General features: G+C 58.7%; 26 protein-coding genes and 1 pseudogene. 12 read left to right on the top strand and 15 right to left on the bottom strand.

The genetic code is table 11. The features are described from left to right. Positions 1 to 410 precede the first annotated feature (410 nt). The gene (locus tag J5Y17_RS07260) at positions 411 to 644 is read left to right on the top strand and encodes a hypothetical protein (RefSeq protein WP_219784578.1); all 234 of its coding nucleotides are present in this window, start codon (positions 411 to 413) and stop codon (positions 642 to 644) included. A gap of 62 nt (positions 645 to 706) precedes the next feature. Here J5Y17_RS07260 and J5Y17_RS07255 read toward each other — a convergent pair whose 3' ends face one another. Continuing rightward, a complete protein-coding gene (locus J5Y17_RS07255) occupies positions 707 to 1,921 on the bottom strand; it encodes an NADP-dependent isocitrate dehydrogenase (RefSeq protein WP_219784577.1) in 1,215 nt (404 codons plus the stop codon). A gap of 333 nt (positions 1,922 to 2,254) precedes the next feature. Here J5Y17_RS07255 and J5Y17_RS07250 point away from each other — a divergent pair, with 333 nt between their 5' ends. The 8 genes and pseudogenes from J5Y17_RS07250 to J5Y17_RS07220 all read left to right on the top strand — a co-directional run bounded on the left by J5Y17_RS07250 (position 2,255) and on the right by J5Y17_RS07220 (position 9,608). After that, complete coding sequence (locus tag J5Y17_RS07250; RefSeq protein ID WP_219784576.1) at positions 2,255 to 4,339, top strand: TonB-dependent receptor domain-containing protein; 2,085 nt, start codon at positions 2,255 to 2,257, stop codon at positions 4,337 to 4,339. 237 nt (positions 4,340 to 4,576) lie between these two features. After that, a complete protein-coding gene (rplM, locus tag J5Y17_RS07245; RefSeq protein WP_167600610.1) occupies positions 4,577 to 5,041 on the top strand; it encodes a 50S ribosomal protein L13 in 465 nt (154 codons plus the stop codon). 2 nt (positions 5,042 to 5,043) lie between these two features. Further along, positions 5,044 to 5,529 carry a 30S ribosomal protein S9 gene (rpsI, locus tag J5Y17_RS07240; RefSeq protein ID WP_167600609.1) on the top strand — a complete coding sequence of 162 codons (486 nt, stop codon included), beginning with the start codon at positions 5,044 to 5,046 and terminating at the stop codon, positions 5,527 to 5,529. Positions 5,530 to 5,574: 45 nt separating this feature from the next. After that, positions 5,575 to 6,366: pseudogene (locus tag J5Y17_RS07235) on the top strand (GSCFA domain-containing protein); the annotation flags it as partial. A gap of 38 nt (positions 6,367 to 6,404) precedes the next feature. Further along, entirely contained in the window at positions 6,405 to 6,629 is a 225-nt protein-coding gene (locus tag J5Y17_RS19305; RefSeq protein ID WP_370628889.1) for a GSCFA domain-containing protein, read from the top strand. 170 nt (positions 6,630 to 6,799) lie between these two features. Then, entirely contained in the window at positions 6,800 to 7,702 is a 903-nt protein-coding gene (locus tag J5Y17_RS07230) for an ABC transporter permease (protein WP_219784574.1), read from the top strand. Beyond that, positions 7,699 to 8,496: an ABC transporter permease gene (locus J5Y17_RS07225; protein ID WP_219784573.1), complete on the top strand. Its 798-nt coding sequence runs from the start codon at positions 7,699 to 7,701 to the stop codon at positions 8,494 to 8,496. The genes J5Y17_RS07230 and J5Y17_RS07225 overlap by 4 nt, the downstream gene beginning before the upstream one ends. A 2-nt stretch (positions 8,497 to 8,498) precedes the next feature. Beyond that, a complete protein-coding gene (locus J5Y17_RS07220; RefSeq protein ID WP_370628888.1) occupies positions 8,499 to 9,608 on the top strand; it encodes an ABC transporter ATP-binding protein in 1,110 nt (369 codons plus the stop codon). A 6-nt stretch (positions 9,609 to 9,614) separates the two neighbouring features. Here the strand turns inward: J5Y17_RS07220 and J5Y17_RS07215 are convergent, their stop codons facing one another. The 13 genes from J5Y17_RS07215 to J5Y17_RS07155 form a co-directional block, all read right to left on the bottom strand. After that, the gene (locus tag J5Y17_RS07215) at positions 9,615 to 10,427 is read right to left on the bottom strand and encodes an alpha/beta hydrolase (protein ID WP_219784572.1); all 813 of its coding nucleotides are present in this window, start codon (positions 10,425 to 10,427) and stop codon (positions 9,615 to 9,617) included. Positions 10,428 to 10,436: 9 nt separating this feature from the next. Next, positions 10,437 to 11,054 (bottom strand): TetR/AcrR family transcriptional regulator, encoded by a 618-nt coding sequence (locus J5Y17_RS07210; RefSeq protein WP_219784571.1) that lies wholly within the window; start codon positions 11,052 to 11,054, stop codon positions 10,437 to 10,439. 6 nt (positions 11,055 to 11,060) lie between these two features. Continuing rightward, positions 11,061 to 11,948, bottom strand: coding sequence for a polyphosphate kinase 2 (gene ppk2 / locus J5Y17_RS07205; protein ID WP_219784570.1), 888 nt, complete (start codon positions 11,946 to 11,948; stop codon positions 11,061 to 11,063). Positions 11,949 to 11,991: 43 nt separating this feature from the next. Then, a complete protein-coding gene (locus J5Y17_RS07200; RefSeq protein WP_219784569.1) occupies positions 11,992 to 12,837 on the bottom strand; it encodes an alpha/beta fold hydrolase in 846 nt (281 codons plus the stop codon). A gap of 104 nt (positions 12,838 to 12,941) precedes the next feature. Beyond that, the gene (gene metA / locus J5Y17_RS07195; protein WP_219784568.1) at positions 12,942 to 13,865 is read right to left on the bottom strand and encodes a homoserine O-succinyltransferase; all 924 of its coding nucleotides are present in this window, start codon (positions 13,863 to 13,865) and stop codon (positions 12,942 to 12,944) included. Positions 13,866 to 13,897: 32 nt separating this feature from the next. Beyond that, a complete protein-coding gene (locus J5Y17_RS07190; RefSeq protein ID WP_219784567.1) occupies positions 13,898 to 14,770 on the bottom strand; it encodes an ATPase in 873 nt (290 codons plus the stop codon). A gap of 59 nt (positions 14,771 to 14,829) precedes the next feature. Continuing rightward, a complete protein-coding gene (locus J5Y17_RS07185) occupies positions 14,830 to 15,747 on the bottom strand; it encodes a DMT family transporter (RefSeq protein ID WP_219784566.1) in 918 nt (305 codons plus the stop codon). A 156-nt stretch (positions 15,748 to 15,903) separates the two neighbouring features. Then, positions 15,904 to 16,983 carry an OmpP1/FadL family transporter gene (locus tag J5Y17_RS07180; protein WP_219784565.1) on the bottom strand — a complete coding sequence of 360 codons (1,080 nt, stop codon included), beginning with the start codon at positions 16,981 to 16,983 and terminating at the stop codon, positions 15,904 to 15,906. Between the two features lie 161 nt (positions 16,984 to 17,144). Further along, positions 17,145 to 18,044 (bottom strand): DMT family transporter, encoded by a 900-nt coding sequence (locus J5Y17_RS07175; RefSeq protein WP_219784564.1) that lies wholly within the window; start codon positions 18,042 to 18,044, stop codon positions 17,145 to 17,147. After that, positions 18,041 to 18,322, bottom strand: coding sequence for a putative quinol monooxygenase (locus J5Y17_RS07170; protein WP_219784563.1), 282 nt, complete (start codon positions 18,320 to 18,322; stop codon positions 18,041 to 18,043). The genes J5Y17_RS07175 and J5Y17_RS07170 overlap by 4 nt, the downstream gene beginning before the upstream one ends. Positions 18,323 to 18,383: 61 nt before the next feature. After that, positions 18,384 to 19,355: a glycosyltransferase gene (locus J5Y17_RS07165; RefSeq protein WP_219784562.1), complete on the bottom strand. Its 972-nt coding sequence runs from the start codon at positions 19,353 to 19,355 to the stop codon at positions 18,384 to 18,386. A 57-nt stretch (positions 19,356 to 19,412) separates the two neighbouring features. Next, on the bottom strand, positions 19,413 to 20,984 hold the full coding sequence (guaA, locus tag J5Y17_RS07160; protein WP_219784561.1) for a glutamine-hydrolyzing GMP synthase: 1,572 nt from the start codon (positions 20,982 to 20,984) through the stop codon (positions 19,413 to 19,415). A gap of 152 nt (positions 20,985 to 21,136) precedes the next feature. Beyond that, positions 21,137 to 21,430: a DUF6477 family protein gene (locus J5Y17_RS07155; protein ID WP_219784560.1), complete on the bottom strand. Its 294-nt coding sequence runs from the start codon at positions 21,428 to 21,430 to the stop codon at positions 21,137 to 21,139. A 431-nt stretch (positions 21,431 to 21,861) separates the two neighbouring features. Here J5Y17_RS07155 and J5Y17_RS07150 point away from each other — a divergent pair, with 431 nt between their 5' ends. The 3 genes from J5Y17_RS07150 (at position 21,862) to J5Y17_RS07140 (ending at position 24,770) form a co-directional block, all read left to right on the top strand. Continuing rightward, a complete protein-coding gene (locus J5Y17_RS07150) occupies positions 21,862 to 22,983 on the top strand; it encodes a DUF6456 domain-containing protein (RefSeq protein ID WP_255571970.1) in 1,122 nt (373 codons plus the stop codon). Positions 22,984 to 23,222: 239 nt separating this feature from the next. Continuing rightward, a complete protein-coding gene (locus tag J5Y17_RS07145; protein WP_219784830.1) occupies positions 23,223 to 24,149 on the top strand; it encodes a hydrogen peroxide-inducible genes activator in 927 nt (308 codons plus the stop codon). A 3-nt stretch (positions 24,150 to 24,152) separates the two neighbouring features. Continuing rightward, entirely contained in the window at positions 24,153 to 24,770 is a 618-nt protein-coding gene (locus tag J5Y17_RS07140) for a hypothetical protein (RefSeq protein WP_219784558.1), read from the top strand. Positions 24,771 to 24,890: 120 nt separating this feature from the next. Here the strand turns inward: J5Y17_RS07140 and J5Y17_RS07135 are convergent, their stop codons facing one another. Beyond that, complete coding sequence (locus J5Y17_RS07135; protein WP_219784557.1) at positions 24,891 to 25,439, bottom strand: peroxiredoxin; 549 nt, start codon at positions 25,437 to 25,439, stop codon at positions 24,891 to 24,893. Between the last annotated feature and the right edge of the window lie 108 nt (positions 25,440 to 25,547).

The raw sequence follows: 25,547 nt of genomic DNA, 5'->3' as shown, positions 1-25,547 counted from the left end.
CTGACGAAGTGCCGCCGGAGAGGCAAGGGCTGGCGGGCCGTTGCGGCGAAAAGGTCACGCTTTCGTCGGGGAAGAAAAAAGCCTTTGCCTGAATTTCGGGCGTCCGTCATGTTGATCTTATTGAAACTGGCCACATTGGAGGGCGACATGACTGTTATCACGCAACGCACCCTTCGAGGACACGCCGGACGCGGACAAAACCGTTCGGCTGGGGTTCAACGTGGGCAGGGAGCATGCGACGCTCGACGATCTTAACAGATATTTTCCCTGAAAACGCGCCTCTGCCGGGCTCTGTCTTCGTGATGGGCCGGTTCATGACCTGTGTTTGAACGTCTGTTCAGTCTTACAGGTGGCGCCGCCCATATCCTTACAAATCTTCATAAAAGGCCGGCTTTTGTCGGGCATTTCTCATGTTGGATACTCTTCCTCCCGCGCCGCTCTCGCTGCGGCATCACCTTGAACCCTTGATCGAAAACCACGGCTTTTGGCCTGTGCTCAAGGCGGCTTTTGCCGCGCGGCGCGCGCTGAGGCATGACGCGCGTTTGGCCAAAAGCCTCGCCCATCTGAGCCCGCATCTGCGGCATGACATCGGTCTTCCGCCAGAGGCGCCGCCGGAACGGAACTATCGGCTGTGGCTGCGGTAGAGCATGAAAAAAGGCCGGGGCGTGGAAGCCCCGGCCATCTGTGGCGGAATGGACTGGGGGTCTTATCCCGCCAAAGCTTTGTTCAGGTTCTCGTCGATTTTCTCAAGGAAGCCCATGGTGGTGAGCCAGGCCTGATCCGGGCCGACGAGAAGGGCGAGGTCTTTCGTCATGAAGCCGCTTTCGACCGTGTTGACGATGGTTTTCTCCAAAGTGGTGGCAAAGCGCATCAGCTGTTCGTTGCCATCGAGTTTCGCGCGGTGCTTGAGGCCACCGGTCCATGCGTAGATGGAAGCGATCGAGTTGGTCGAGGTCGCTTCGCCCGCTTGGTGCTGGCGGTAGTGGCGGGTCACGGTGCCGTGGGCCGCTTCGGCCTCGACGATCTTGCCATCCGGCGTCATCAGCTGCGAGGTCATCAGGCCCAGCGAGCCAAAGCCCTGTGCCACGGTGTCGGATTGCACGTCGCCATCGTAGTTCTTACAGGCCCAGACGAATTTGCCAGACCATTTCATCGCGCAGGCGACCATGTCGTCGATCAGGCGGTGTTCGTACCAGATGCCGGCCTTTTTGAAGTCTTCGGCAAATTCCTCGTCAAAGACCTCTTGGAAGATGTCTTTGAAACGGCCGTCATAGGCCTTGAGGATGGTATTTTTGGTCGACAGATACACCGGCCAGCCAAGATTGAGACCGTAGTTCAGCGAGGCGCGGGCGAAATCGCGGATCGAGTCGTCGAGGTTGTACATCGCCTGATAGACGCCCGCAGAAGGCGCGTCATAGACGACTTTCTCGATCACCGTGCCGTCTTCGCCCTCGAATTTCATGGTCAACTGCCCCTTGCCGGGGAAGCGGAAATCGGTGGCTTTATATTGGTCGCCAAAGGCGTGGCGGCCCACGACGATGGGGTCGGTCCAGCCGGGCACAAGGCGCGGCACGTTTTTGCAGATGATCGGCTGGCGGAAGACGACCCCGCCCAGAATGTTGCGGATCGTGCCGTTGGGCGAGCGCCACATTTTCTTGAGATTGAATTCCTCGACGCGCTGCTCATCTGGCGTGATGGTCGCGCATTTAACGGCAACGCCAACTTCTTTGGTTTTCTCAGCCGCATCGATGGTGATCTGATCTTCAGTCTCATCACGGCTCTCGATACCCAGATCGTAATAGAGCAGATCGATGTCGAGATAGGGCAGGATGAGTTTCTTTTTGATGAAATCCCACATGATGCGGGTCATTTCATCGCCGTCCATTTCGACGATTGGGTTGTCTACCTTGATCTTGGTCATCTGGGGGAGCTCCATGAGATATCTGGAAGAGTCGGTTTTGTTTTAGCCTAGTTCGGGGCGGAGTGAAATGGCCTTGTATGCCATTGCATACATTTTTCGCAGTTTTGAAATCGACAGACGTTGAGCGTCACTTGTGTCGATGAGGTTTGATATCACGAATGATTGTTTCAAATTTGCAACGACGTTTCTCCGCGACCTAGATTTATTCTTGATAAAAACAGTAAGATTTTGTAGGCGCAACATGCTGGCTCCGATCCGGAAGGCGGAGTGACCAGGTAGCGACAGCCCCCAAGACGTCAGCACATCGAAAATGCAAACGATGAGGGGGTTTCCATGACCACTTTGACCCGGACCGCTGGGGTCCGTCTGCGCCTGCAGTGCAGTGTCGCCATTCTAGTTTCCTGTTGTCCGATCGCCACGTTCGCGCAAGACATTACTGTCCTTGATCTGATCGTGGTCGAGGGCAATATAAATGACACCAGTGTCCAGACGCTGTCTGGCGGCGAGACCGTGTTGTTGGAGGGCGAAGCCGTCAGCGACAGCTACACCGGCGATGTCGCGACCGCGCTACGTTCCGTGCCGGGGGTGTTCACGCGCTCGCCGGGGGACAACCCCGCCGTCACGGTCAACATTCGCGGGATGCAGGGTTTGGGCCGCGTCAACACGATGATCGACGGCATCCCACAGACGTTCCGCAACATGTCGGGGCATGGCGGGTCCTATGACGATCAGGTCTTTGTCGATCCGGGTCTCGTCGCGGGGGCGGATGTCGCCAAAGGCGCTGTGGCGGGGCCCGCGGGGATGGGCGCGCTGGCGGGGGCCGCGAATTTCCGCACCATCGGCATCGACGATGTGCTCGATGGGGAGAAACGCGTTGGCGGGATGTTGAAATTCAGCGCCGGCACCAATGGCTACGGCCCGCACGTGACGGCGGCGGGCGCCATGCAGGGCAATTTCGCCACCGGCGGCGACTGGGGGACGATGCTGGCGATTTCCGGCTATGAGAATGGGCAATATGCGGATGGCGATGGCACCAAATCCAGCGAATATACTCAGGACGAGCCACTCACGATCCTTGCCAAAGCCCGCTTCCGCCCGTCGGACGCGCTTGAGATCAATGTCGCGGCGCAGGACTATAATAACAAAATGTTCCCGGCGAGTTCCTCGGGCTACATCTGGGATATGGAGCGCCAGAGTGTCTCTGCCGATCTGCGCTACAACCCCGCGAGTGAGCTGATCGACATCACGGCGAGCGCCTATTGGCAGGACTTCTCCTTTGACTTCCCGGAAGGCGAGGGGCGCAGCAGCACGGGTTCTTACATCGGGCGCGAGGGCACGGATATTTCCAAGGGCTTCTCCGTGTCGAATAGTAGCCGTATCTCCCCCGACCTGCGTCTCGACTACGGGCTGGCGTGGTCGAACAACGATTACGATGTGAATGAGCTGGGCGGCACCAATGGCTCGGGCGAGTTGGACAAGCTGGGCGCGTTCTTGCAGGCCAGTTACCAGATGGGCGCCTGGGATTTCGGGGCGGGGCTGCGCTATGACACATGGGAGCTGTCGGGGGAAATTCCCGAGACGGTGAATAACCTGACCACCGTGGTGCCGCTGGACAATTCGGGCGAGGAGCTTTTGCCGAACCTGAGTGCGCGTTATCACTTTAGTGACGCGCTTTCGACCTATGCCTCCTATGCGAAAACCATGCGCGCGCCGACGGCGACCGAGATGTTCTACGGCGTGAACGGCAATGCCCACACCGGCGGCGGCACCACGATCCGCGTGAACCCGGATCTCGATTCCGAAAAAGCGGAGACCTTCGAGATCGGGGTGAACTATGCTACCGAGCTCTACAATGTCTCGGCCTCGGCGTTCCAATCCAATGTCGAGGATTTCATCGTCTTCGAGACCGACAGTGACAACACAGTGCGGTTCATCAACGTTCCGGGCAAGACCACGCTGCGGGGGATTGAACTGGCCGGGGGCTTTGAGACCGAGCGCTTCTTCGGCACGCTTTCCGTCACACTGTCCGACACGGATCAACCGGCCAGTCAGCAGGCAGGCGGCGGGCATGACCAATATGGTGAACTGCCGAATGAATATCTGACGCTTGATCTGGGGGTGAAGTTCCAGGGTGACGACGGCCGTATCGGCGCACGGATGCGCTATGTCGGCGACAGCGTCGTTGCGCGTTACACGAGCTTTACCGACATGACGGCGATGATGATCGACAAACCGTCCTACACGCTTTTTGATCTTTATGGCACTTATCAAGTCAGCGAGACGGCGGAGCTGTTTGCCAGTGTGGAAAACGTCTTCGACACATACTATGTCGAAGCAAATTCCGGCGACACCAGTCTCAATGGCGGCATCGGCGGGAGGGGCCGCACCTTTACGCTTGGCGCGACGTTCCGGTTCTGAGGCTTTGCATCTTGGCATCTGGAATGCTTTGGCGTGTCCCGAGAGGGGCGCGCCGTTCGTTTTTTATGGAAAACCCGATTTTGGGCTGGGAATCCCCGGAAAAGATTGGGGTAAAATGATACCTATTTTTTAAGATGTTGTTTTTGCTTATTAAATCATAAAAAGAGCTGCTTGACGTGGCGCGCGAAATGCTTAGAACACGCTCAATCGAATTCCTATCCCATAAGGGCTGAACCTATGAAAACCTTTTCCGCAACACCGGCGGACATCGACAAGAAATGGATCATCATCGACGCCGAAGGCGTGGTGCTGGGCCGTCTCGCTTCGATCGTCGCTATGCGTCTGCGTGGCAAGCACAAAGCCACCTTCACCCCGTCCATGGACATGGGTGACAATGTCATCGTGATCAACGCCGACAAAGTGCAACTGACCGGCAAAAAACGCACCGACGAGCGTTTCTACTGGCACACCGGCCACCCGGGCGGCATCAAATCCCGCTCCATGGGCGAGCTGCTTGAGGGCAAATACCCCGAGCGCGTCGTGACCAAAGCTGTGCAGCGCATGCTGCCGGGCGGCAAATTGTCCCGTCAGCAAATGACCAACCTGCGCGTCTACGCTGGTGCCGAGCACCCGCATGAAGCTCAGAACCCCGAAGTTCTGGACGTGAAGTCCATGAACAAGAAAAACACCCGGAGCGCATAATCATGGCTGATGAAATCAAATCCCTCGACGAGCTGAACGCCGTCGCCGGTGGCGAAACCGTCGTCGAAGTTGCAGCTCCGCGTGAACCCGTTCGTGATGAACTGGGCCGCTCCTACGCCACCGGCAAGCGTAAAGACGCTGTCGCTCGCGTTTGGATCAAACCGGGCTCCGGCAAAGTCACCGTCAACGGCAAAGACATGTCTGTCTATTTTGCTCGTCCGGTGCTTCAGCTGATCGTGAAACAACCGGCTCAAATCGCTGGCGTCGAAGGTGAATTCGACGTGGTTGCCACCGTCAAAGGCGGCGGCCTCTCCGGTCAGGCCGGTGCTGTGAAACACGGCATCTCCAAAGCTCTGCAGCTTTACAACCCGGAACTGCGCGCCGCTCTGAAAGCCGCTGGCTTCCTGACCCGCGACAGCCGCGTCGTCGAGCGTAAGAAATTCGGTAAGCGCAAAGCTCGTCGTTCCTTCCAGTTCTCCAAGCGCTAATCGCTTACTGGAACCGAAATCTGGAAACCGCCACGGAGAAATCCGGTGGCGGTTTTCTCTTTTCTGGGCCTGTTTTCGCCCTTGGCAGTTTCGCCGCGCTGTTTCATAATTTTCGAAACAGAAAAGGCCTGTCTTTTGCAAAATCCCTATTCAGATTTGCCGCCTCAGGCGTTTTGGAAAAGCGGCGTGGTCGAGGCGGATAAGCGCCGTTGGCCAGAGATTTACCCCCCGATTTTTGAAATTGGTCCTCAGACGGCCGTCGCCACCGCCGGAAGCTGTTTTGCGCAGCATATCGGACGGGGTTTGCGGGGCGCGGGCGGGAATTTTCTGGATGTGGAGCCAAAGCCCGAGGGTATGAGCGAGGAGGAGGCCGTGCGGCACGGTTACGGTCTCTATTCGGCGCGATACGGCAATATCCATACGGCGCGGCAGCTGCGCGAATTGCTTGAGGATGCGTTTGAAATCTATGTCGACGAACGCCATTTTATGACCCGCGATGTGGCCTGGTTCGACGCGTTGCGCCCGGGCGTGGAGCCAGATGGATTCGCAACGCTAGACGACGCCACTGAGGCCCGCCGCGCGCATCTTTTGAAGGTGGTAGAGCTGGCGCTGGAAATGGAGGTTTTCGTCTTCACTCTGGGGCTGACGGAGGGCTGGATCGATCGCGAAACAGGCCGCGTTCTAGCGATGGCGCCGGGTGTCATCGCGGGTGATTTTAATCCTGCGCGTTACGTGTTTCACAATTTCACCTTTGACGAGGTTTACGCCGATCTCGTTGAGATTCGGCGGCTTTTGAATGGCATCAATCCGAATGTGAAGCTTTTGCTGACAGTTTCATCGGTGCGGTTGGTCGGGACGGCGTCAGGCGACATGTTTTGGCGGCGACGACCTATTCGAAATCCGTTCTACGTGCTGCGGCGGGGGACTTGGCGGAGACATATGAGACGGTGGACTACTTTCCCGCCTATGAAATTGTCACCACATGGGCCGCGCCCAAGGCCACCTTTACCGCAGACCGGTGCTCGGTACGGCCCGAAATGGTGGCGCGGGCGATGGAGGTGTTTTTGTCGGCACATGGGTTGCGGGCATCTGAGGGTTGAAGCGCTGCCTGTTTGATGGTCGAACATTCGGCACATGCCATGAAATTGATCTTTGGGTCGGGATGACTTTGGGAAAGCCCTTGCAAATTTGATCAAAATATTTTCAGGATCAGGGCAAGTGACAGGGGATAAGGGTCGGAATGGGCCAGACTAAGGGGAAGGAAAACAGCATGGCGGCGAGCGGCAGGATACGTCGTTTTTTCCGAACAGAGCAGGGGATCGGGATGCTTTTGGTGTCCCCGACTGCACTTTATGCGCTGTTGCTTTTGGCCGTGCCTTTGATAGCAATTTTTGTGATTTCGTTCTGGACACAGACCGGCGTTCGCGATTTTGACACTGCTTTTACGCTGGCGAATTACAAAGAGGCGCTGACCGATCCGCTCTATCGTCAGCTCATGCTACGGTCACTGATGGTCTCGGGGCTGGTGACGCTGATCACGGTGGTGCTGGCTTTTCCGATTGCGTACTTCGTGTCTTTCGGGGTGAAGCCGGAGCATAAATCGCTGTGGATTTTCCTGATCACCATCCCGTTTTGGACCTCTTACCTGATCCGCGTGTTCCTCTGGAAAGTGATCCTGGGCTATAACGGCGTTCTGAACTCTGGGTTGCAAGCTGTTGGCATCATTGAGGAACCTCTGTCTTTCATTCTCTACAACGTCAATGCGGTGATCATCACGCTGGCGCATGCCTATGCGCCATTTGCGATCCTACCGATCTTTGTCGCGCTGGAGAAAATCGACCGCTCCCTCTTGGAGGCTTCGCGCGATCTTGGGGAAAGCAGGACGATGACCTTCCTACGCGTAACCCTGCCTTTGGCTGCGCCCGGTGTGGTCGCTGCTGTGTTGATCGTCTTCATCCCGACCATTGGCGACTATGTGACGCCGCGCCTTGTTGGTGGGCCGGGGGGGCTGATGATCGCCAATATGATCCAGACGCAATTCCTGCGCCTCAACAACGCGCCTTTGGGGGCCACTTTGGCGGTGCTCGCCATGCTGATCGTCGCGGTGATTGCGATTGCGTTCCTGATCCTTGGCAACCGTGCCGCAGGTGGAAAGAAAGGAGCGCGCAAATGAAATCGCTCAAGACCTACGCGATCCTCTATCTGATCTTCCTCTATGCGCCGATCTTTCTGTTGCCGCTCTTTGCGTTCAACAGCTCGACGATCATCGCCTTCCCGCTGGAGAGCTTCACAACCGAATGGTTCACCGAGCTTTTGACCCTCTCCGAGATGCACGGCGCGTTGCTGAACTCTCTGAAGATCGCTGTGACCTCCGCCGTTTTGGCCACCACTCTCGGCATTTTCGCCGCCATGGCCGTGTCGCGCTATTCCTTTCCCGGCCAAAAGGGCATCATGGGTTTTATCATGCTTCCTCTGGTGCTGCCTGAGATCATCGTCGCGGTCTCTCTTTTGATTGTGATCCTGCGTATGGGTTTGGACACCGGCGCATGGTCGGTGATCGCGGGGCACACGCTCATTTGCACGCCCTTTGCCATCGCGATCCTGCAATCGGCCTTCGCAGCACTTGATCCGTCACTCGAAGAGGCGGCCTACGATCTGGGGGAGACGCCTGCGTCGACCTTCCGCCTCGTGACTCTGCCGCTGGTCATGCCGGGGATCATTTCGGCACTGTTGATCTCCTTTACCATCTCGATGGACGAATTCATCATTGCCTTCTTCCTGACCGGCGCCGAGCCGACTTTGCCGGTCTATCTCTTCTCCATGCTGCGGTTCCCGAAACTGCTGCCTGCGGTGATGGCTTTGGGCACGATCCTTGTCGTGCTCTCCATCCTTCTCATCACAATCGCCGAATTTTTCCGCCGCCGGGGCGCCAAGCGCACGGGCAATGACACCGGGGGCTTTCTTTGACTATGGCTGATATGACTGCTGATAAACCACTGATCTCTCTGCAAAACGTCAACAAACACTATGGCGACTATCATGCGCTGAGGGGCATCAATCTCGACATCCGACAGGGTGAATTTTTCTCGCTTTTGGGACCGTCTGGCTGTGGCAAAACCACGTTGTTGCGCACCATCGCGGGCTTTGAGGATTACGACACCGGCTCTGTGATGATCTCTGACCGCGACATGCGCGGTGTGCCCGCGAACAAGCGTCCGACCAATATGGTGTTCCAGTCTTACGCGATTTTCCCGCATCTCTCCGTGATTGAGAACGTCGCCTTCGGGTTGCGCAAAGCGTCGATGTCGAAGTCGGAAAAGATGCGGGCCGCCGAAGCCGCGTTGGAAATGGTCGGCCTCAAAGGCTATGGTCACCGCGCGGCGCATGCTCTGTCCGGTGGGCAGCGCCAGCGGGTCGCTTTGGCACGTGCGCTGGTGCTGAAGCCCAAGGTTTTGCTTTTGGACGAGCCGCTCTCCGCGCTCGACCGCAAGATGCGCGAACAGATGCAGGTGGAGCTGATCAAGCTTCAGCGTGAGGTGGGCATCACCTTTATTCTCGTGACCCACGATCAGGAAGAGGCGCTTGTGATGTCCGATCGGATCGCGGTGATGTTCGAGGGCGAGATTGCGCAATGCGACGACCCTGAGGTGCTGTATCGCAAGCCCAACTCGAAACGTGTGGCCGATTTCATCGGGGTGATGAACTTCTTGCCTGCAACGGTTCGAAAAGAGGGCGAGACCTATCTCGCCGAGATTGCCGGGCTGGGCGAAACCGAGATCACCGAGGCGCAATGCCCGGGCGGCGTGCCTGTTGGCGAGGCGACGGTGGGCTTCCGCCCCGAGACCTTGACGCTGCTCTATGAGGGCCAATCAGCTACGCATCGCGAAGCGCCCGCCGTGGTCGACGAGGTCGTCTATTACGGCGACATGACCTATTACGACGTGCGGTTCGAGGGCGTCGAAAAGCCGGTGCGGATTTCGATGCGCAACATCTTTGGCCGCGATGTTCTGGGAGTTGGCACGCAGGTCCGCGTAAGCTGGTCTCCGGGCGCGTTGGTGGTGTTTGATCAGAGCGCGTGAGTTGGCTTAGCGCTGCAAAACCTTGGTTATAAACCCTGTCACGGCGCGCTCCAGATCGGGGATTTTGCCTGTGCCCAGCGTGCGGTTCACCTCGGCGTGGCGGTAATCAGAGCCATCGAATAAGGTCGCATCCGCGTCATTCGCCCGCGCATTTGTGACGAAATTCGACATGGCCATACCGTGCCCGTGGGCTTGTGAGGTGATGGCGAGAATGGGCGGCAGGGTCTTCGCAAGATTGTACGCGGGTGACAACGCCCCCCATTGGTCGCGGTCTTTAAAGGCGTTTGATGTGCCAAAAGGCAGCTGGCCCTGATGGGCGCGCGCCAGCGTGATCAGATCGACGGCCCCACTGTCATTGACGATCACCCCCGCTGGCTGTGGCATCCACCCCGTGAGTGCGGCCATAGCGACCAGATGCGCGCCTGCAGAGTGGCCTATGACCACGGTGCGCTCAGGCGTGGCGATATTGGCGAAACACCAGTCGATCGCTTGCCGCACGGCTTTGATCTGATCGGTGACATGCGTTTTCGGCAGCATCGGGTAGTCGATGGAGACGAAATCGAGGTTCATGCTGTTGAACCAATCGGGTTTCGCGTCCACGGCCTTGCGCGAGCCTCTGCGCCACGCGCCTCCATGGACATAGATCACTGCGCCACGCGGCGCGACTGCGCGATAGATGTCCAAACTTTCCACGCCATAGCTTATGGTCTCGGGCTTATCAGCCGCCCGAACGGGCCAAGGATAGGCCACAGCCAGAGCGCTCATCATAAGGTGGCGACGGGTCAGGGCACTGTGTTGAGGCCGGATTTGATTTGGCATGGGCGCTCCTCACTTGTCTTGAGGAATTAACCCCAATCCGCGCAAGTATATGCCGATTCCGGTTTCCAAAAGGTCTTCGGGCGGGAAGGGCACACGCGCGCCGGGCGTGCCACGGGCGAACAACTCGACCACGCCATGCGCCATGGCCCAGACATGCGCCGCGAACATCTGGGCCGGGGGGCGTTTGCCTTCGGGGATTTGTTCCGACAGTTGCGTCGCGGCACGTTCCAAGACACCCAGGGCGCGCTCGGCCACGGCAAACAACTCGGGCGAGCGCTGCATCGAGATGCCGCTTTCGAACATGGCGATGTAATGGCCGGGGTAGCGGCGAGCAAAGGCGAGATAGGCGCGGCCCACCGCCTCAAAGGACGCCAGAGCCGAGGGCTGGCCGGTGTCATAGGCATAGTCGAGAAGATCGGCGAAGACCTCAAAGCCTTGCCGGGCGATCTCGGCGATCAGGTCCTCGCGGCCCTCGAAATGGCGATAGACGGCGGCGGGGGTGACGCCTGCGGTTTTGGCGGCCTCAGACAAGGTGAAGCCCGTCGGGCCCTTTTCCTCGATCAGCTGCAAAGCCGCCTCGATCAGCGCTTGTCGCAGATTGCCGTGATGATAGCCGCGCTTGCTCATTCCGGCTTACTCATCCTCGTCGCCGGTAATCAACAGGCTCGGCCCATCGACGATCTTGTCGTCGATCTCGCCGATGTTGTCCGCGTTTTTGCCTTTGTAGTCGATCTGACAAAGGACCGAGCGGATCGCATTTAGCCGCGCGCGATATTTGTCGTCAGAGCGGATCACGGTCCAGGGCGCATCCTCGGAATGGCTGCGCTCCATCGTTTCGGAAATCGCCGCCGTGTAATCGTCCCAGCGCTTGAGGCCCTCGACATCAATCGACGAGAGTTTCCACTGTTTTAGCACATCCTGTTCGCGGGTCAGAAAGCGTTTGAGCTGTTCGGCGCGGCCGACGTTGAGCCAGATTTTGAAGAGCTGAATGCCCTCTGAGACCAGCATGTCCTCAAACTCGGGCAGCTGATGAAAAAACTTTTCGCGCTCCTTGTCGGAGCAAAAGCCAAAGACCTTTTCGACCACGCCCCGGTTGTACCACGAGCGGTCGAAGAGCACGATTTCGCCCTTGGTCGGCAGGTGGTCAATGTAGCGCTGGAAATACCATTGCCCGGCCTCACGCTCGGTCGGTTTCGAAAGCGCCACCACGCGGGCGGACCGCGGGTTCAGGTTCTCGCGGAAGCGTTTAATCGTGCCACCTTTGCCCGCTGCATCGCGGCCTTCGAACACGACAACGATGCGCTTGCCGGTCTCGCGCACATCGGCGAGCATCTTGACCAGCTCACGCTGCAACAGCTTGATTTCATCCTCGTAATCGGACTTTTTCATCCACTCGTTATAGGGGAAGGAGGGCGAAAGGATCTCTTTCTTGCCGCCATCCTCGACCGCTTTGCGGATGGATTTTGGCGCATCTTTCTCGAAATAGCGGGAGATGGCGCCGTCAAAAGGCAGGTCGGTCATGATGAGGCCCTATGTGTTAATCGCCTTAACACTATGGGGTTTTTCAATCCGGGTTGCAATGTGTGGCGGCGCGAGAACTGGCGCGCTTCACGGCCTCGACCACGGCCTCTGTCGCAACGTGATGCGGCATGTGTCCGATGCCGTCCAGACGCGTGAGAGCATTGGAGGCCACCTTGGCGTCAAAGGGCAGGGCGTGGACGTGATCCGGGACGATGACATCCGCCGTGCCATGCAGACTCTCAATCGGCAGTGTGAGCGTATCATAGCGCCGCACCATTGCGGCCATTTCCGCCTTCAACGCAATACGTTGACGGGCGTTTTGACGGTGACGCGGTGGGTGGATAGAATTGCGGGGCTGGAAGTGGTCGGCGTAGCCTTCTGGGACCTCTTGCGGCGCAAAGACTTCGGCCAGTTGTTTGGCGATGACCCACTGGGGCGTCAGCGCGTGGATCAATTCGGAGGCCCACCATCCAATGACGGGTTCGGCAAGCGTGCGGTGCAAAAGCGGATGCCCGGTCTCCCAGTCGTGGGAGGGTGACGAGACCAGAACCAAAGCCGCCAGATCGTCGGATTGCAGCGCCCATTCAAGCGCCACTGCACCACCGTAGGATTGGCCTAAGACGATTGCGGAGCGGCTATCGAGGGTCTGGATCGCCTCGCGCAGGACGCGGGCTTGGGCGGCGAGGCTTTCGTCTTTCATCCGCGGGCTATGGCCAAAGCCGGGGCGGTCGATGACATAGACGCAGTGGCTGTCCATCAGGGCCGGTGCGAGGCTGAAAGTCATGTCGTAGGTCGAGCCGGAGGCGCCGTGGATCAGCACCACGGGCGGAGCCTCTTTTGAGCCGTAGGCTTCGACATGCACGACGGCGCCGGAAGGCGTTTTGACCAAAACGCCCCTGCGCCGGGTCTTCATGGCACGCACAAAGGTGCGGTTTCCGGAGAGATGAGAACTTGGCCCCAACTCCCGTAGATCTTCAGGCAGACGCACCGCGCTTAGGTCCCGATGTCATTCAGATCGTAGGGCGTGTCCTGATAGATCGCATTGATCCAGTTGCCGTAGAGAAGATGCGCGTGCGACCGCCAGCGGTTCATCGGACGCAACGACGGGTTGTCGTTCGGGAAATAGTGTTTCGGCAGAATGATCTCTTTGCCCGCATCCACATCCCTTTGATATTCCTCGAACAAAGTGCCCGTGTCATATTCGAAATGGTTGAAGATATAGAGCGCGCGATGATCCGGGTCCTGCACCAGGCAGGGGCCGGTCTCGTCCGAACCCAGAAGCGGGATCAGGTTTGGCACGGCGTCGATTTCGGATTGGCGCATTTCGGTCCAGCGGCTTACGGGGATATAGCACAGGTCAGAGAACCCACGCAGATAGGGCGAGCTCGGTGCCAGATTTTCCTGCTGAAACAACCCGAACGCCTTGTGATCCAGATCGTATTTTTTCACGCCGTGGAAATAGTTGATCATCGCCATTCCGCCCCAGCAAACGCCGAAGGTGGAGAAGACATGGGTTTGCGTCCACTCAAAAACCTCTTTGAGCTCGTCCCAATAGGTGACCTCTTCAAAAGGCAAGTGCTCGATCGGCGCGCCGGTGATGATCAGCCCGTCGAATTTCTCGCCGGAGGCTTTGACCTCGGAAAACGGCCGGTAGAATTGCTCCATATGTTCGGCGGCGGTGTTTTTGGTCTGATGTTCGCTCATGCGGATCAGTTTGAAATCGATCTGCAGAGGCGTGGCACCGATCAGGCGGGCGAATTGGTTCTCCGTCTGAATTTTCTTCGGCATCAGGTTCAAAAGCGCGATTTTGAGCGGGCGGATTTCCTGTGACTTTGCCCGGCCTTCGCCCATGACCATGACGCCCTCGGCGGAGAGCACGTCATAGGCGGGAAGGTTTTCGGGCAAGGTGATGGGCATTTCACAAGATCCTTTTAGGGCAGGGAGATAATTTATGCCTGCGCGGTACGTTTATCAAGCGCGGCGGCGATCAGGGCAGAGAAGTCGTCCGGGCCGGTGATGCGTTTGACATCTTCGTAATCGAGTGTGATGCCCCAGTTTTTTGCCATCGCCTCATAGCGCGGCTGGCGGTGGTTGAGGGCACGGGCGTAGGTGTAGCGGATGAAATCGTCCGGGTTGACCTGATCTTCTTTGAGGCCTTTTTCCGAGAGATATTCGTCCCAGATTGCGGCGAGGAATTCGGGCTGATAGGCCATCGGTTTCGGCGCCTTGTCGAAGCGGCGGATCAGCTCTTCGGTATGAGCCTCAGTCCCTTTGAGCCACACGAGGAGCGCGTTTTTCGAGAGTGCGCTCAGGATCGGGTCGTTGGCGTCTTCGGGATCGACCCATTCACAGATCGAGCCACCCGTGTCACAGACGAAATGCGGGTAGTCATAGAGTGTCTGGGCACGATTGATGAAATGTCCGGTGTCCATCAGAGCGGATTTTTCGGCGGTTTCAAACAAGTTCTGACGGCGCTGGAATTCTGTGATTGGGATGCCGCCTTGAGACTCGTCGCCGGGTTTTCCGAGGAAATAGGAGACAGGCGCGAGGTTGTCGAAGGTGATGTTCGATTTGATATAGATGCTGTCCGATAGAAATTGTTCACGCAGGAACGGCTCGCGCATGGCGACTTTTTTCAGATTGTCGTCAATGGCTTCGCCCAAGTACCGGGTGCCGATGCGGTAGTCGATCGAGTAGTGATACCAATCGCCCGTGTCGCGCAGCATGTTGGAGATCACGGTTTTCCCGAGACCCGACATGCCGAAAAGAATAAGGCGTTTGTGGGCGGCATTTTGCCACTCTGCCGCTGTGTCGTAATGCATCGTGTCTGTTCCTGTTGGTCGCGCATGGTGGTGCCATGCCACGCGCGGCCTCGCAAGTGTTATGCGGGTTTTTGACGCCTTAGGCGTCTCAAAACCCGCCCGTCGATCACCAAAAGCCCCAAGGCGATGAGGCCAAAGCCCAAATAGGCCTGAAGTGAGAGGTTTTCACCCAGAACGAGCGCGCCCAAGGCGATGGAGACCGGCGCCACGATGAGCGTGGTCAGCGATGTGTTCCCGGCGCCTGCGAGTTGGATCACCTTGTAATAGATGATGTAGGTGAGGCTGGTGGAGAGGATCGCCAGATACAAGAGCGCGCCCCAGGTTTCGGGTCTGAGCGCCAAAGGTGGCACGCCATCGACAAGAAATGCAGCGGGCAGGGCAAAGATCGCCGCCCCCGTGAGCATGCCCGCGGCGGCAACCTCGGGGCGCAGATCGGATAGCAGGATGCGCCCGACGCAGTTCGACAGCCCGTAACACATGGTTGCCCCGATCATCGCCAACTGCCCCAAAGAGGTGAGGTCAAAGGACTGAAGCGCCTCGATGCCGATGATGGTCACGATGCCAAGCACGCCCAAGAGAACGCCGGTGCCTTTGCGCAGGCCAAGCTTTTCATCGGCAAAGATGAGCGCGGCGAACAGCACGCCGAAAATGGCGGTGGATGCATTGAGAATGCCCGCAAGCCCCGAGGGGATGTGATGCTGCGCCCATGAGATCAACAGGAAGGGCACGGCGGAGGTCAGGCAGCCGACAAGGACGAAGCGCCAGAGGTAGCGCGACAGGGGCGGCACGGGCAGGCCTTTGACAAGGACATAGGTCCAAAGCACGAGAGCGGCGATAGAGACCCGGCCTGCGACGATCCAGAACACCGGAAGCTCACGGATCAAGACGGCGACCGCGAGAAAGGAACAGCCCCAGAGGCCGCCCATGGCGAAAAGCCCGGCCCATGCGGCGGGCGGAATGGTTTTTTGCGGTGCCATGACGGTCCTCTCAAGGTTCGGCGTAAGATCGCGCGCGGGAGCGTGGCTGGCAAACCGGAAATTGTGCAAAACGGCATCACGGTTTCTGATGAATGGCGCGAAAATGAAAAAAGGCCCCGCGAGATGCGAGGCCTTTCAAATGCGTGTCCGGTCGGATCAGAAGTGATGCGACAGTTTCAGACCGACACCAATGGCAGTGTTGTCTTCGAACTCGGAGGCGATGGATGTGGCGGTGTCGCCCAGCCAGACATAGGAGACGCCACCGGAGATCGCGGTTTGCTCGGTGATCTGGTATTTCGCACCGACCGTCAGAGAGGTGTAGCCATCTCGCGGCGACAGGTTGCCAGACAGGCCTCCCGTGGCATCTTCATAGCCAATCGCGAAAGAGCCGGACCACTTGTCGTTGAATCGACGCCCGATGCCGAGGCTGTAGGAGGTGGTGTCACCGTTGTGATCAACGAGGTTGTCGCCAACCAGCGTGCGGTAATCATTCGGGTCAATGATGGTTTCGGTCCATTCTGCCCAACGTGCCGAGAACATCAACAACGTGTCAGCGGCAATCCCGGTCTGGAAATCGAAATTGACGGATTGCGGCATGACGACCTGCATCTGAGAGGCGTTCGTGCCAAGCGGGATCGAGCTTTCCGTGACGTCGAAGTCGATTGTCGTGTCGGAATGATAAGTCAAAGAGGCCCGCAGAGCGATGTCCGGAATCTCATAGGCGACACCTGCAAGCCAGGACCAATCGTTCTCGGTCGAGGTCTCCATGTCGTAAGTCAGGAACGGCAGGGACACTTCGCCAGAGGCCGTTAGGTTGCGCACACCGCCGTGAACGGAGAAGCCGTTGCCAAGCTTGTAACGCAGGATGGCCGTCACACCGACCGTATCGACGGTGGCGGTGGAACCGCCGAGCAAGTAGCCGGGATCGGCGCTGCCATAATCGACATCGGCGCCATAAGGCTGGTCGATGATGATCGCCATGGAGAGTGCGTCGGTGAGGTCACGCTTATAGGCGCCGGACACCTGCGTGTAGGAGGGGGCCATATCGCCCGAATACCCAAAGATGGGAGAGGTGCCGCTGACGTCAGGGCTGATGGAGCCAAAGCTCAGCTCGACATAGGTGCCTGTCTCAAAGATCGGGGCAATGGATTGGCCTGAGCGATCCATGCCTCCTGCGAACGCAGCGGTAGAGCCGACCGCAAGTGAGGCGGCCAGAAGTGTTGTTTTTGATTTCATGATCTCCATCCCTGACGAGCCACGCGGCTCGCTTCGATCTAAAAATTTCGAGGTGAGCGACTTACCGCTCTTATTGTTCAAACAGCCTAAGCTGCGACAAATTTTCAAGCAATTCTGACGCCACGTCATACTGAAAGCGGGGCGATCATGGCATTTGTGCATCAACTTGGGGTGGAGTGCGCGGAAATCCGGCGGTTTTCTGCCAAGATGTTGATGTAATTGGCGGAAAATATGATCGCTGCGCCCAGAAACACCAGCGCATCGAGGCCTTCGCCATAGAACATCATGCCGATGACAGCGATGATTGGCAGGCGCAGAAAGTCGATCGGCGTGACGATTGAGGCCGGCGCCAGCGACAGTGCGGTGGTCAGGCAGAAATGCGCGCCGAGACCTGCGACCGCCACCACGGTGACCCAAGGCAGATCGACCAGCCGCGGCAGCGCAATATCGCCATCCGCGAGCGCACAGATAATGCCAAATCCGAGCTGGAGCGTGACCATCCAGAACATGATGCCCAAAATCGTCACATGCGCGGTCAGCGTTAGCCGCTTGGTGAACAAAGCCGAGGCGGCAAAGCCCAAAGCGCAGGCCATGGCGGCAAAGATGCCGATCGAGAGCCCTTCGGCGCCGAAGGGACGCGCGACGATCAGGATACCGGCAAATCCCATCGCGGAGGTGAAGGCCCTCGTCGGGGTCATTTTCTCGCCCAAGAAAATCGTGGCTCCCAAGCCTACGAGGATCGGGTAGGAAAATTCGAGCGCGAAAAGTTGCGCCATAGGGATCAGGGTCAGGGCGTAGAGCCAGAGGTTCTGCCCGGCGAAATGGCCGAGATTGCGACCGACATGCAGCGGCATGGCGGAGGGGCGACATTCGCGCAGGCGGCCCTGGGTGACGGCGATGGTAAGAACGATCATCAAGCCGATGAGAGACCGGTAGCCGAGGATTTCAAAGGTATCGAGATGACCGGCAAGCTGGCGCCCGGCCACGGCCATGGAGGAAAACCCCAAAAGTGCGCCGCTCATCCAAAGCGCGGCTTTGATTGGCTGGCTTTGTGCGCTCATACGTTGGACGTCCGGAAGTCGCGGGCCATGTGATGGGTCACGCGCCACCAGTCCGAACTTTGCGTGCGATCTTGATGGGCGGCAAAGGCCCGCGCGTCGCGGAACACTTCGGTGACGTGAAATTCGGTGGGGCGGACCTCGTCCTGCCAGAGATCGAATTGGAGACAGCCGGGTTCGGCGCGCGACAGACGAATATGCTCGGGCAGCAGTGCCAGAACATGATCAATCTCATGGGCGGCACATGTCATCGTGCCGCTGAGCATCACTTTGCCAGCCATGATTCCTTGTCTCCTCCCTGTGCCCGACACGCCTGCGTTATTTTGGCAATGAATACATCTGTCAAGCGGCCGAAGGGTCGTTGCAAAGGTGGCGGATGTCCATCCCTGTTTCCTCCGAAAGACGCTCAGCCTCTTTGCGCCAATGCAGGAAGGCCTCGCGATGCAGAGTGCTCAGGTCCGTGTCAGTCTCCATGTCCCGCCAGGGTTTCCGATCTCCGGCGAAATGCAGGATGCCGGGGCGGGCAAAGCCGTCTTTGTAGTCTTTGCGCATATGGCGGGGTGTGTAGCGCTTGCGTGTTCGGCTTGGCACGATCAACATGATTTGGAAATTCCACCGGAGCGGCATCGGCGCGATCCGTCCAGCGAACATAAAATTCATCCAGTCCTGATCGTTGTGCTCCCAACCTTTTTCCAGTTTGGTGCTCAGGCAGGTGTCAAGATCGCAAAGACGGTCCGCCCATCCTGTAGCGCGCAGTCTCGGCATATCGATCAGGACGATGCCGTTGTTGCAGTAGTGGCGCAAGGGAATGTCGCGTTTGCTCTTAAGGAGGATGGCGGGAATGTCACGCCATTTGTCTTGCTCGAACGGATAGAAGCGCCGGTAGTACCGCTTTCGGTAATAGAGATCCTGAAAGTGGTAATCGGGGGCGGCGGCGATGGCATGTTGTCCCAGAGGCGTTTCATAGGCCTCCGCAGGGTCTTCAATCACCAAAGTGTCGCCGTCGATCGCAAGGCTTTTGCGCGGCAGGATCTTATAGAGAGACAGCTGCCAGAAATTTTGCAACCGCACCTTATGCGCCAAGGGATGTTCCGCGCCGGGGAGGGTCGGGTCTTCGACGAGGTTGATCCGGGCTTCTGGATGGCGCTCGCGCAGGCAGTCCAAGGCGGCCTTGAATCGCGGTGTCGCGCAGTCGGTCAGGAGGAGAACTTCGCAACCTTTGCGGCTCTGGCGCAGCAAAGACGACAACGAGACTAGAGACGGAAACGCATAGCCGCGATTGAACACGTAAGAAAAATGGGCGGGGGCTGACATCAATGTAGGCTTTAAAACAGGAACATGCCCCGAAACGGGGCATGTTGAAACTTGGACTTATTCCAGCTCGATCGTGCCCGGCGGCTTCGAGGTGCAATCGTAGAACACGCGGTTCACGCCTTTGACCTCATTGATGATCCGGGTGGAGGTTTCACCGAGGAACTCGTGGCTGAACGGGTAATAGTCCGCGGTCATGCCGTCGACCGAGGTCACGGCACGAAGGGCGAGCGCATAGTCATAAGTGCGCCCGTCGCCCATCACACCCACAGTCCGCATCGGCAGAATGGCCGCGAAGGCTTGCCAAATCTCGTCGTAGAGCCCGTGTTTGCGGATCTGGTCGATGTAGACGGCGTCGGCCTTGCGCAGAATTTCCAGCTTGTCGCGGGTGATCTCGCCGGGGCAGCGGATCGCGAGACCCGGCCCGGGGAAGGGGTGACGACCGATGAACGACGCGGGCAAGCCCAACTCATGGCCCAGCGCACGCACCTCGTCCTTGAACAACTCACGCAGCGGCTCCACCAGCTTCAGGCCCATTTTTTCAGGCAGACCACCGACGTTGTGGTGCGATTTGATCGTCACCGACGGACCGCCGGAGAAGGAGACCGACTCGATCACGTCCGGATACAGCGTGCCTTGGGCGAGGAATTCTGCGCCTTCGATCTCATTGGCGTATTTCTGGAACACGTCGATGAAGAGCTTGCCGATGGTTTTGCGCTTGGTCTCCGGGTCGGAGACTCCTTCGAGCGCATCAAGGAACAGATCCGATTCATCAGCTGCGATGAGGTTCAGGTTATAGTTGTCACGGAACATTGTGACGACTTGCTCCGCCTCGTTGAGCCGCAGCAGGCCATGGTCCACGAAGACACAGGTCAACTGATCGCCGATGGCTTCGTGCAGCAGGATCGCGGTGACCGAACTGTCAACGCCGCCCGAGAGGCCGCAGATGACTTTCTTGTCGCCGACCTGTTCGCGAATCTTCGCGATCATCTCTTCGCGGTAGGCGCCCATCGTCCAATCGCCCTTGAACCCGGCGATTTTCACGAAGTTCTCATAAAGCGTCGCGCCGTTCGGCGTGTGGTGCACTTCGGGGTGGAACTGCACGGCGTAGAAGCGACGATCAATGTCGGCGGTCATGGCGAACGGTGCACCCGGAGAGGTGCCGTAGACGTCAAAACCCGGCGCGATCTCGGCGACGTGGTCGCCGTGGGACATCCAGACTTGTTCGCGGCCAGAGGCATCCATAAACCAGCCGTTGAAGAAATCAGTGTGCTTGTCGGTTGGCGTCACATAGGCGCGGCCGAACTCGGCGGTGGCATGTTCGCCCGCCTCAACACGACCGCCCAGATCGTGCATCATCACCTGCTGGCCGTAGCAGATGCCCAGAATCGGCACGCCCATCTCATAGGCCGCTTTCGGCGGACGGGGCGAGCCCTCGCGCATCACCGAATCCGGGCCGCCGGAAAAGATGATCGCTTTCGGATCGAACTCTTTCAGGCTTGCGTCGGTGACGTTCTGATAGGGGTGGATTTCGCAATAGACATTCAACTCGCGCAGACGCCGCGCGATGAGCTGCGTCACCTGAGAGCCGAAGTCGATGATGAGGAGGCGGTCATGGGATGTCTGGGTCATGACTTGCCTTTATGCGCGCGCGCGCCTTGAGGCAAGATGGATTCCCGCCTCGCTTTCGCTGTTGCGGGGTTTGGCGCGCAAAAAGGCACGAAAAAGCCCCCGTGCCTGCCTTCTTAAAGGGGCGTCGGGGGCTTTGAGGCGCGTTGTCGGGATCAGGCTGCGTGTTGTTCGCTCGGGAGCAGGCGCGCCTCGCCCATCAGGGCGATCAAAAGCTCTACGTGGCGTTTCACGCTGTAGGTTGCGTCCCCGGAGCGGCGGATCTCCTCGATCTTGGCCTCTTCCTCAATCAACGTGGAGAGGGCGCGGGCGGGCGAGGGGGCAGTGCTGGTGCGCATCACGCGCTTGAGGTCACGATTGCGGTTGTAGTCGTTCAAGCCAAAGCGCGCGGCCCGGATCAAAAGACGGGGGCGGCGCAGGGCGTTGAGCAGGGTCGTGACGTCGTTCATGAATTTGATCTCCTGTTGTGGTCTTGCCGCACTTTGTTTCGTCTCTGTGGATAAAAGCTTTGGCGTGTCGAGGTGTGTTGTCACAATGACGCCACATTGATGACACAATTACACAACCTGAGCGTGTGTTGCGGATTGTTTCCGAAATGCGAACGGTCCTGATCTCAAGTGTTTAGAATTAGGAAACAATACTGGACAAACGAGGCCGCAATTAACTTTTGGGTAACAAATACAACTCATGGTTGTGGCAAGATTCGGGATAAATTTGGGGATTTTCTTGGAAAACTGGTGGGTAATTGCTGCTCCGCCGAAATCTCTGCCTCAAGTCATAACCGTATCAATAATGGAAACAATGAACAGAACTGCCGGGGGAAAGATGCTGGAATCAGGGAAGCCGACAATGAACCAAGGGAGCGCCCAGGGGGGGGCGTCTGCCGAAATGGGTGCCGCAAGAGGCCGAGCGCTATCTCGCACATACCGAAAGCGGAGACACAATCCGGGAACTGGCGCGAAAGGGGGGCTGTGCGCCCTCTACGGTCATGCGACAGGTCCGCAAGCTTGAACAAAAACGCGACGATCCGTTGATCGACGAAGCATTGGTCTCGCTCAGTCGTCTCACTCCCCAAAATACCGATCCCCAGCCTTACCCCACGAAGCCCCAAGCCAAGGACAAGGACACGATGACCGACAATACCCCGTTCGACGCCCCCATGGGGGCCACCCCTCCGGATGACGCGACGATCCATCGCGAAGCGCGCCGCATCTTGCGCCGCCTGTCCGAACCGGGGGCCTGTCTGGCGGTAGCGAGGGATATGGAAAAGGCGGTCGTGGTGCGCGATCTGCCGGACGGGCGCACCACGCGCACCGCCGTGCTCGATCGCCCGATCGCACAGGCGATGGCGCTCAAGGATTGGATCGCCGCCAATGCCAAGGGCAAGATCACGCGCTATACGATCACCTCGGCAGGCCGCGCTGCGCTGCGCCGATTTCTGGCAGAGGACGAATCCGCGCGCGCAGGCTTTTCCGAGACGCCCGCGCGGTTTGGCGAGATGGACCCGGACTATGATGTCCGCGCTGAATTTTCATTAGATGCGGGCGAAAGCCGCAACAAGCGCGTCCGCTACAATACGGCGGAAAGCCCGGTTATGGTGCTGGCCCGTCGTCGCGACAAGGAAGGCGAGGCTTTCCTGTCACCCGAACTTGTGGGCGCGGCAGAGCGTCTGCGCGAGGATTTCGAACTGGCCCAGATGGGCGCGGGCAGGGACCAGAATTGGGACCTTTACCTGACCTCCGGCGCGCCGAAGGAGGTTGCGGGCAACATCAACGGCTTCGGTCCCGATGCAGCGCGCGCTCGTGTCGGAGCGGCGCTTCTGGACCTCGGGGCGGGGCTGGGCGATGTGGCGCTGCGCTGCTGTTGCTATCTCGAGGGCATGGAGCAGGCGGAGCAACGCATGGGTTGGTCGGCTCGCTCTGGCAAGATCGTGTTGCGGATTGCTTTGCAGCGGTTGAAGAAGCATTATGATGAGGCGGGGTATAGCAATCTGATTGGGTGAAATCCGGTCCGGGGCTGTGCCCCGGCAAAAGCTCCAGTGGAGCGTTTGAGGGTTTCACGGGTGGAGCCCTGGAGGAGCGCCAGTCCTTTGTAGCATGAAAAGGTCCGGTGGACCTTTTCATGGCGCGAACTCCCTCAAACACCTGCGAGCGCTGGCCGAGCTAAGATCATCCGCGTCATTGTGTGAAGTTGTCAGTTTGGCCTCATGCGATTAGATAATCTAATCAACATGAGGCCCACCTGATGCTCACACTCCGACAAATGACCTATTTTGTAGCCTTGGCCGAGCAACGCAGCTTTTCGGCCGCGGCCGAGGCCGTGCATGTCACGCAGCCCGCGTTGTCTCAGCAAATCAAGGAGATGGAGGCCTCTCTCGGGGCGCAGCTTGTCGAGCGCTTGCCGCGCGACATTCGTCTGACGCGCGCCGGGCAGGTGGTTCTTGAGCGCTGTCACGAGATTCTCGCGATGACCCGCAACCTTGAAGCCGAAATTCGACTGTCCAAAGGCCTCACCGGGCGGCTGACCCTCGGCGTGATCCCGACCATCGCACCCTATCTCTTGCCGCGCGCGCTGACGCGGATCAAGGCGGCGGCGCTTGATCTCGATATGCGGGTGCGGGAGGCGCAGACGGCGGAACTTTTGTCAGCTGTGCAGAAAGGACAGCTTGATGCAGCCGTGATCGCGCTGCCCTATGACGTCGAGGGGCTGATGGCGCAGCCCCTGTTCACCGATCATTTCCTCTTGGCGGGATCGCAATCTCGGATCGATGCGCTCACCGCGCAAAGTGCGCCACGCCCGACCGAACTGTCGCCAGATACGCTTTTGCTCCTCGACGAAGGCCATTGTCTGGCTGATCAGGCGCTCGATGTTTGCGGTCTGAAACGCACACGGCAGACGGTGGACCTTGGCGCATCGTCTCTGGCCACGCTTTGCGGGTTGGTGGCGCAGGGGTTCGGGCTGACGTTCCTGCCGGAGATCGCACTCTGTTCTGAGATGGCGGCGAGCCCCGATATGGCCGTGCTGCGCTTTCCCGACCCTCAACCGGAACGCACCGTTGCTTTGGTGCGGAGGCAATCGACAGAGGTGAAAAGCTGGTTCACGGAATTGGCCGCGCTTTTGACCGAGGCAGGCGAAGAGTTGATGATTGACGCGCGGGGACGGGGCTAGAGGATGGCGCAAAAGATGCAGGACGCGCCTCAGAACACTGAGCGGGACGAACGGCTCTTGTTCTACAGGTGGCGCTGGCCTGTGATGATCTGGGTGGCTTTGGGACTGCTGATGATCATGGCGCTGCCGATGCTGGTCTTGGCGGTCTGGATGCCGTTGCCGGGTACCTTTGCCTGGTGGCTGATGCCCGCATTTTCCCTCCCTGTGATGCTGATCGGTCTCTATCGCATCCTCTCGGCTTTGCGCGGGCGTCCGACCTTGCAGGTGCGCCGGGGACGGATCACCGAAGTGCGCCTGTTCGGCACGCGGCGCTATGATCTCGGGCAGTATCAGGCTTTGGCGCTCACCGCGCGGCGCACGCGCAGTCGTCGACAGGTGTTTCTGACAGCGAAGGCGGCGGGGCGCGGGGCGTCACTGCGGATCGATTTGACGCATTACCGCGATACGAAGGGTCAGCTGGCCTCGCCCGAACAGATCGTGCAGCTTGCCACCGGACAGGCGCCGGACGGCGTGCAAAAGCGGATCGCGGAGGGCTTTACGCCACCGAGTTCCGGGGTGGACCGCGTGGTGGCCTTGGGCACGATTGCCGCACTTGTCGTGATCGCGCTGATGCTGCGGTAAGCCATGCGCTGGTGGTATTCCCGGTATGCGACGGTATTCCCAAGTTTCAAAATGCCGCAGATGCAAAAAGGCCCGCGAGTGTTCCTCACGGGCCTTTCTTAATCGATAGAGGCGGGCGTCTTACGCGACGGCTTCGGCTTCTTCGCCTTTGAGCCACTTCAGCACGTTTTCCGGGGAGGAGACGCCGTAGGGGTCTTCGCCGTGGTTGTCGGAGAGACCCGGCTCTTCGAACCAGGCTTCGACCACACCGTTGTTGACGACGGCGGCGTAGCGCCAGGAGCGCAGACCAAAGCCGAGGTTGTCTTTGCGCACCAGCATGCCAACGCGACGGGTGAATTCGCCGGAGCCGTCCGGGATCACGCCAACGTTCTCAAGTTCTTGAGATTGCGCCCATTTGTTCATGACAAAGCTGTCGTTCACGGACATGCAGTAGATCGCGTCGATGCCTTCGGCTTTGAAGTCTTCGAAGCCTTTTTCAAAGCCCGGAAGTTGGTAGGTGGAGCAGGTGGGGGTGAAGGCGCCCGGCAGGGAGAACAGCACAACGCGCTTGCCTGCGAAGTAATCGGAGGTGGTTTTGTCTTCCCATTTAAACGGGTTCGGACCGCCGATGCTCTCGTCGCGCACGCGGGTGTGGAAGGTCACTTCGGGGAGTTTGTAACCGGCTTTCATCATCTTGCTCCTTGGATCGCGCGCCCATCGGGAGAGGGGACGCTTCATTCTGTCGCAGACCTTTTAGAGCGATTCTAAAGCGCGTATCAATGCACTTGCAGCGAAACC

It is taken from the genome of Celeribacter sp. PS-C1 (genome assembly GCF_019429625.1).
Taxonomy (GTDB): Bacteria; Pseudomonadota; Alphaproteobacteria; order Rhodobacterales; family Rhodobacteraceae; genus Celeribacter.
This window is presented reverse-complemented; position numbering and strand designations above follow the sequence as displayed.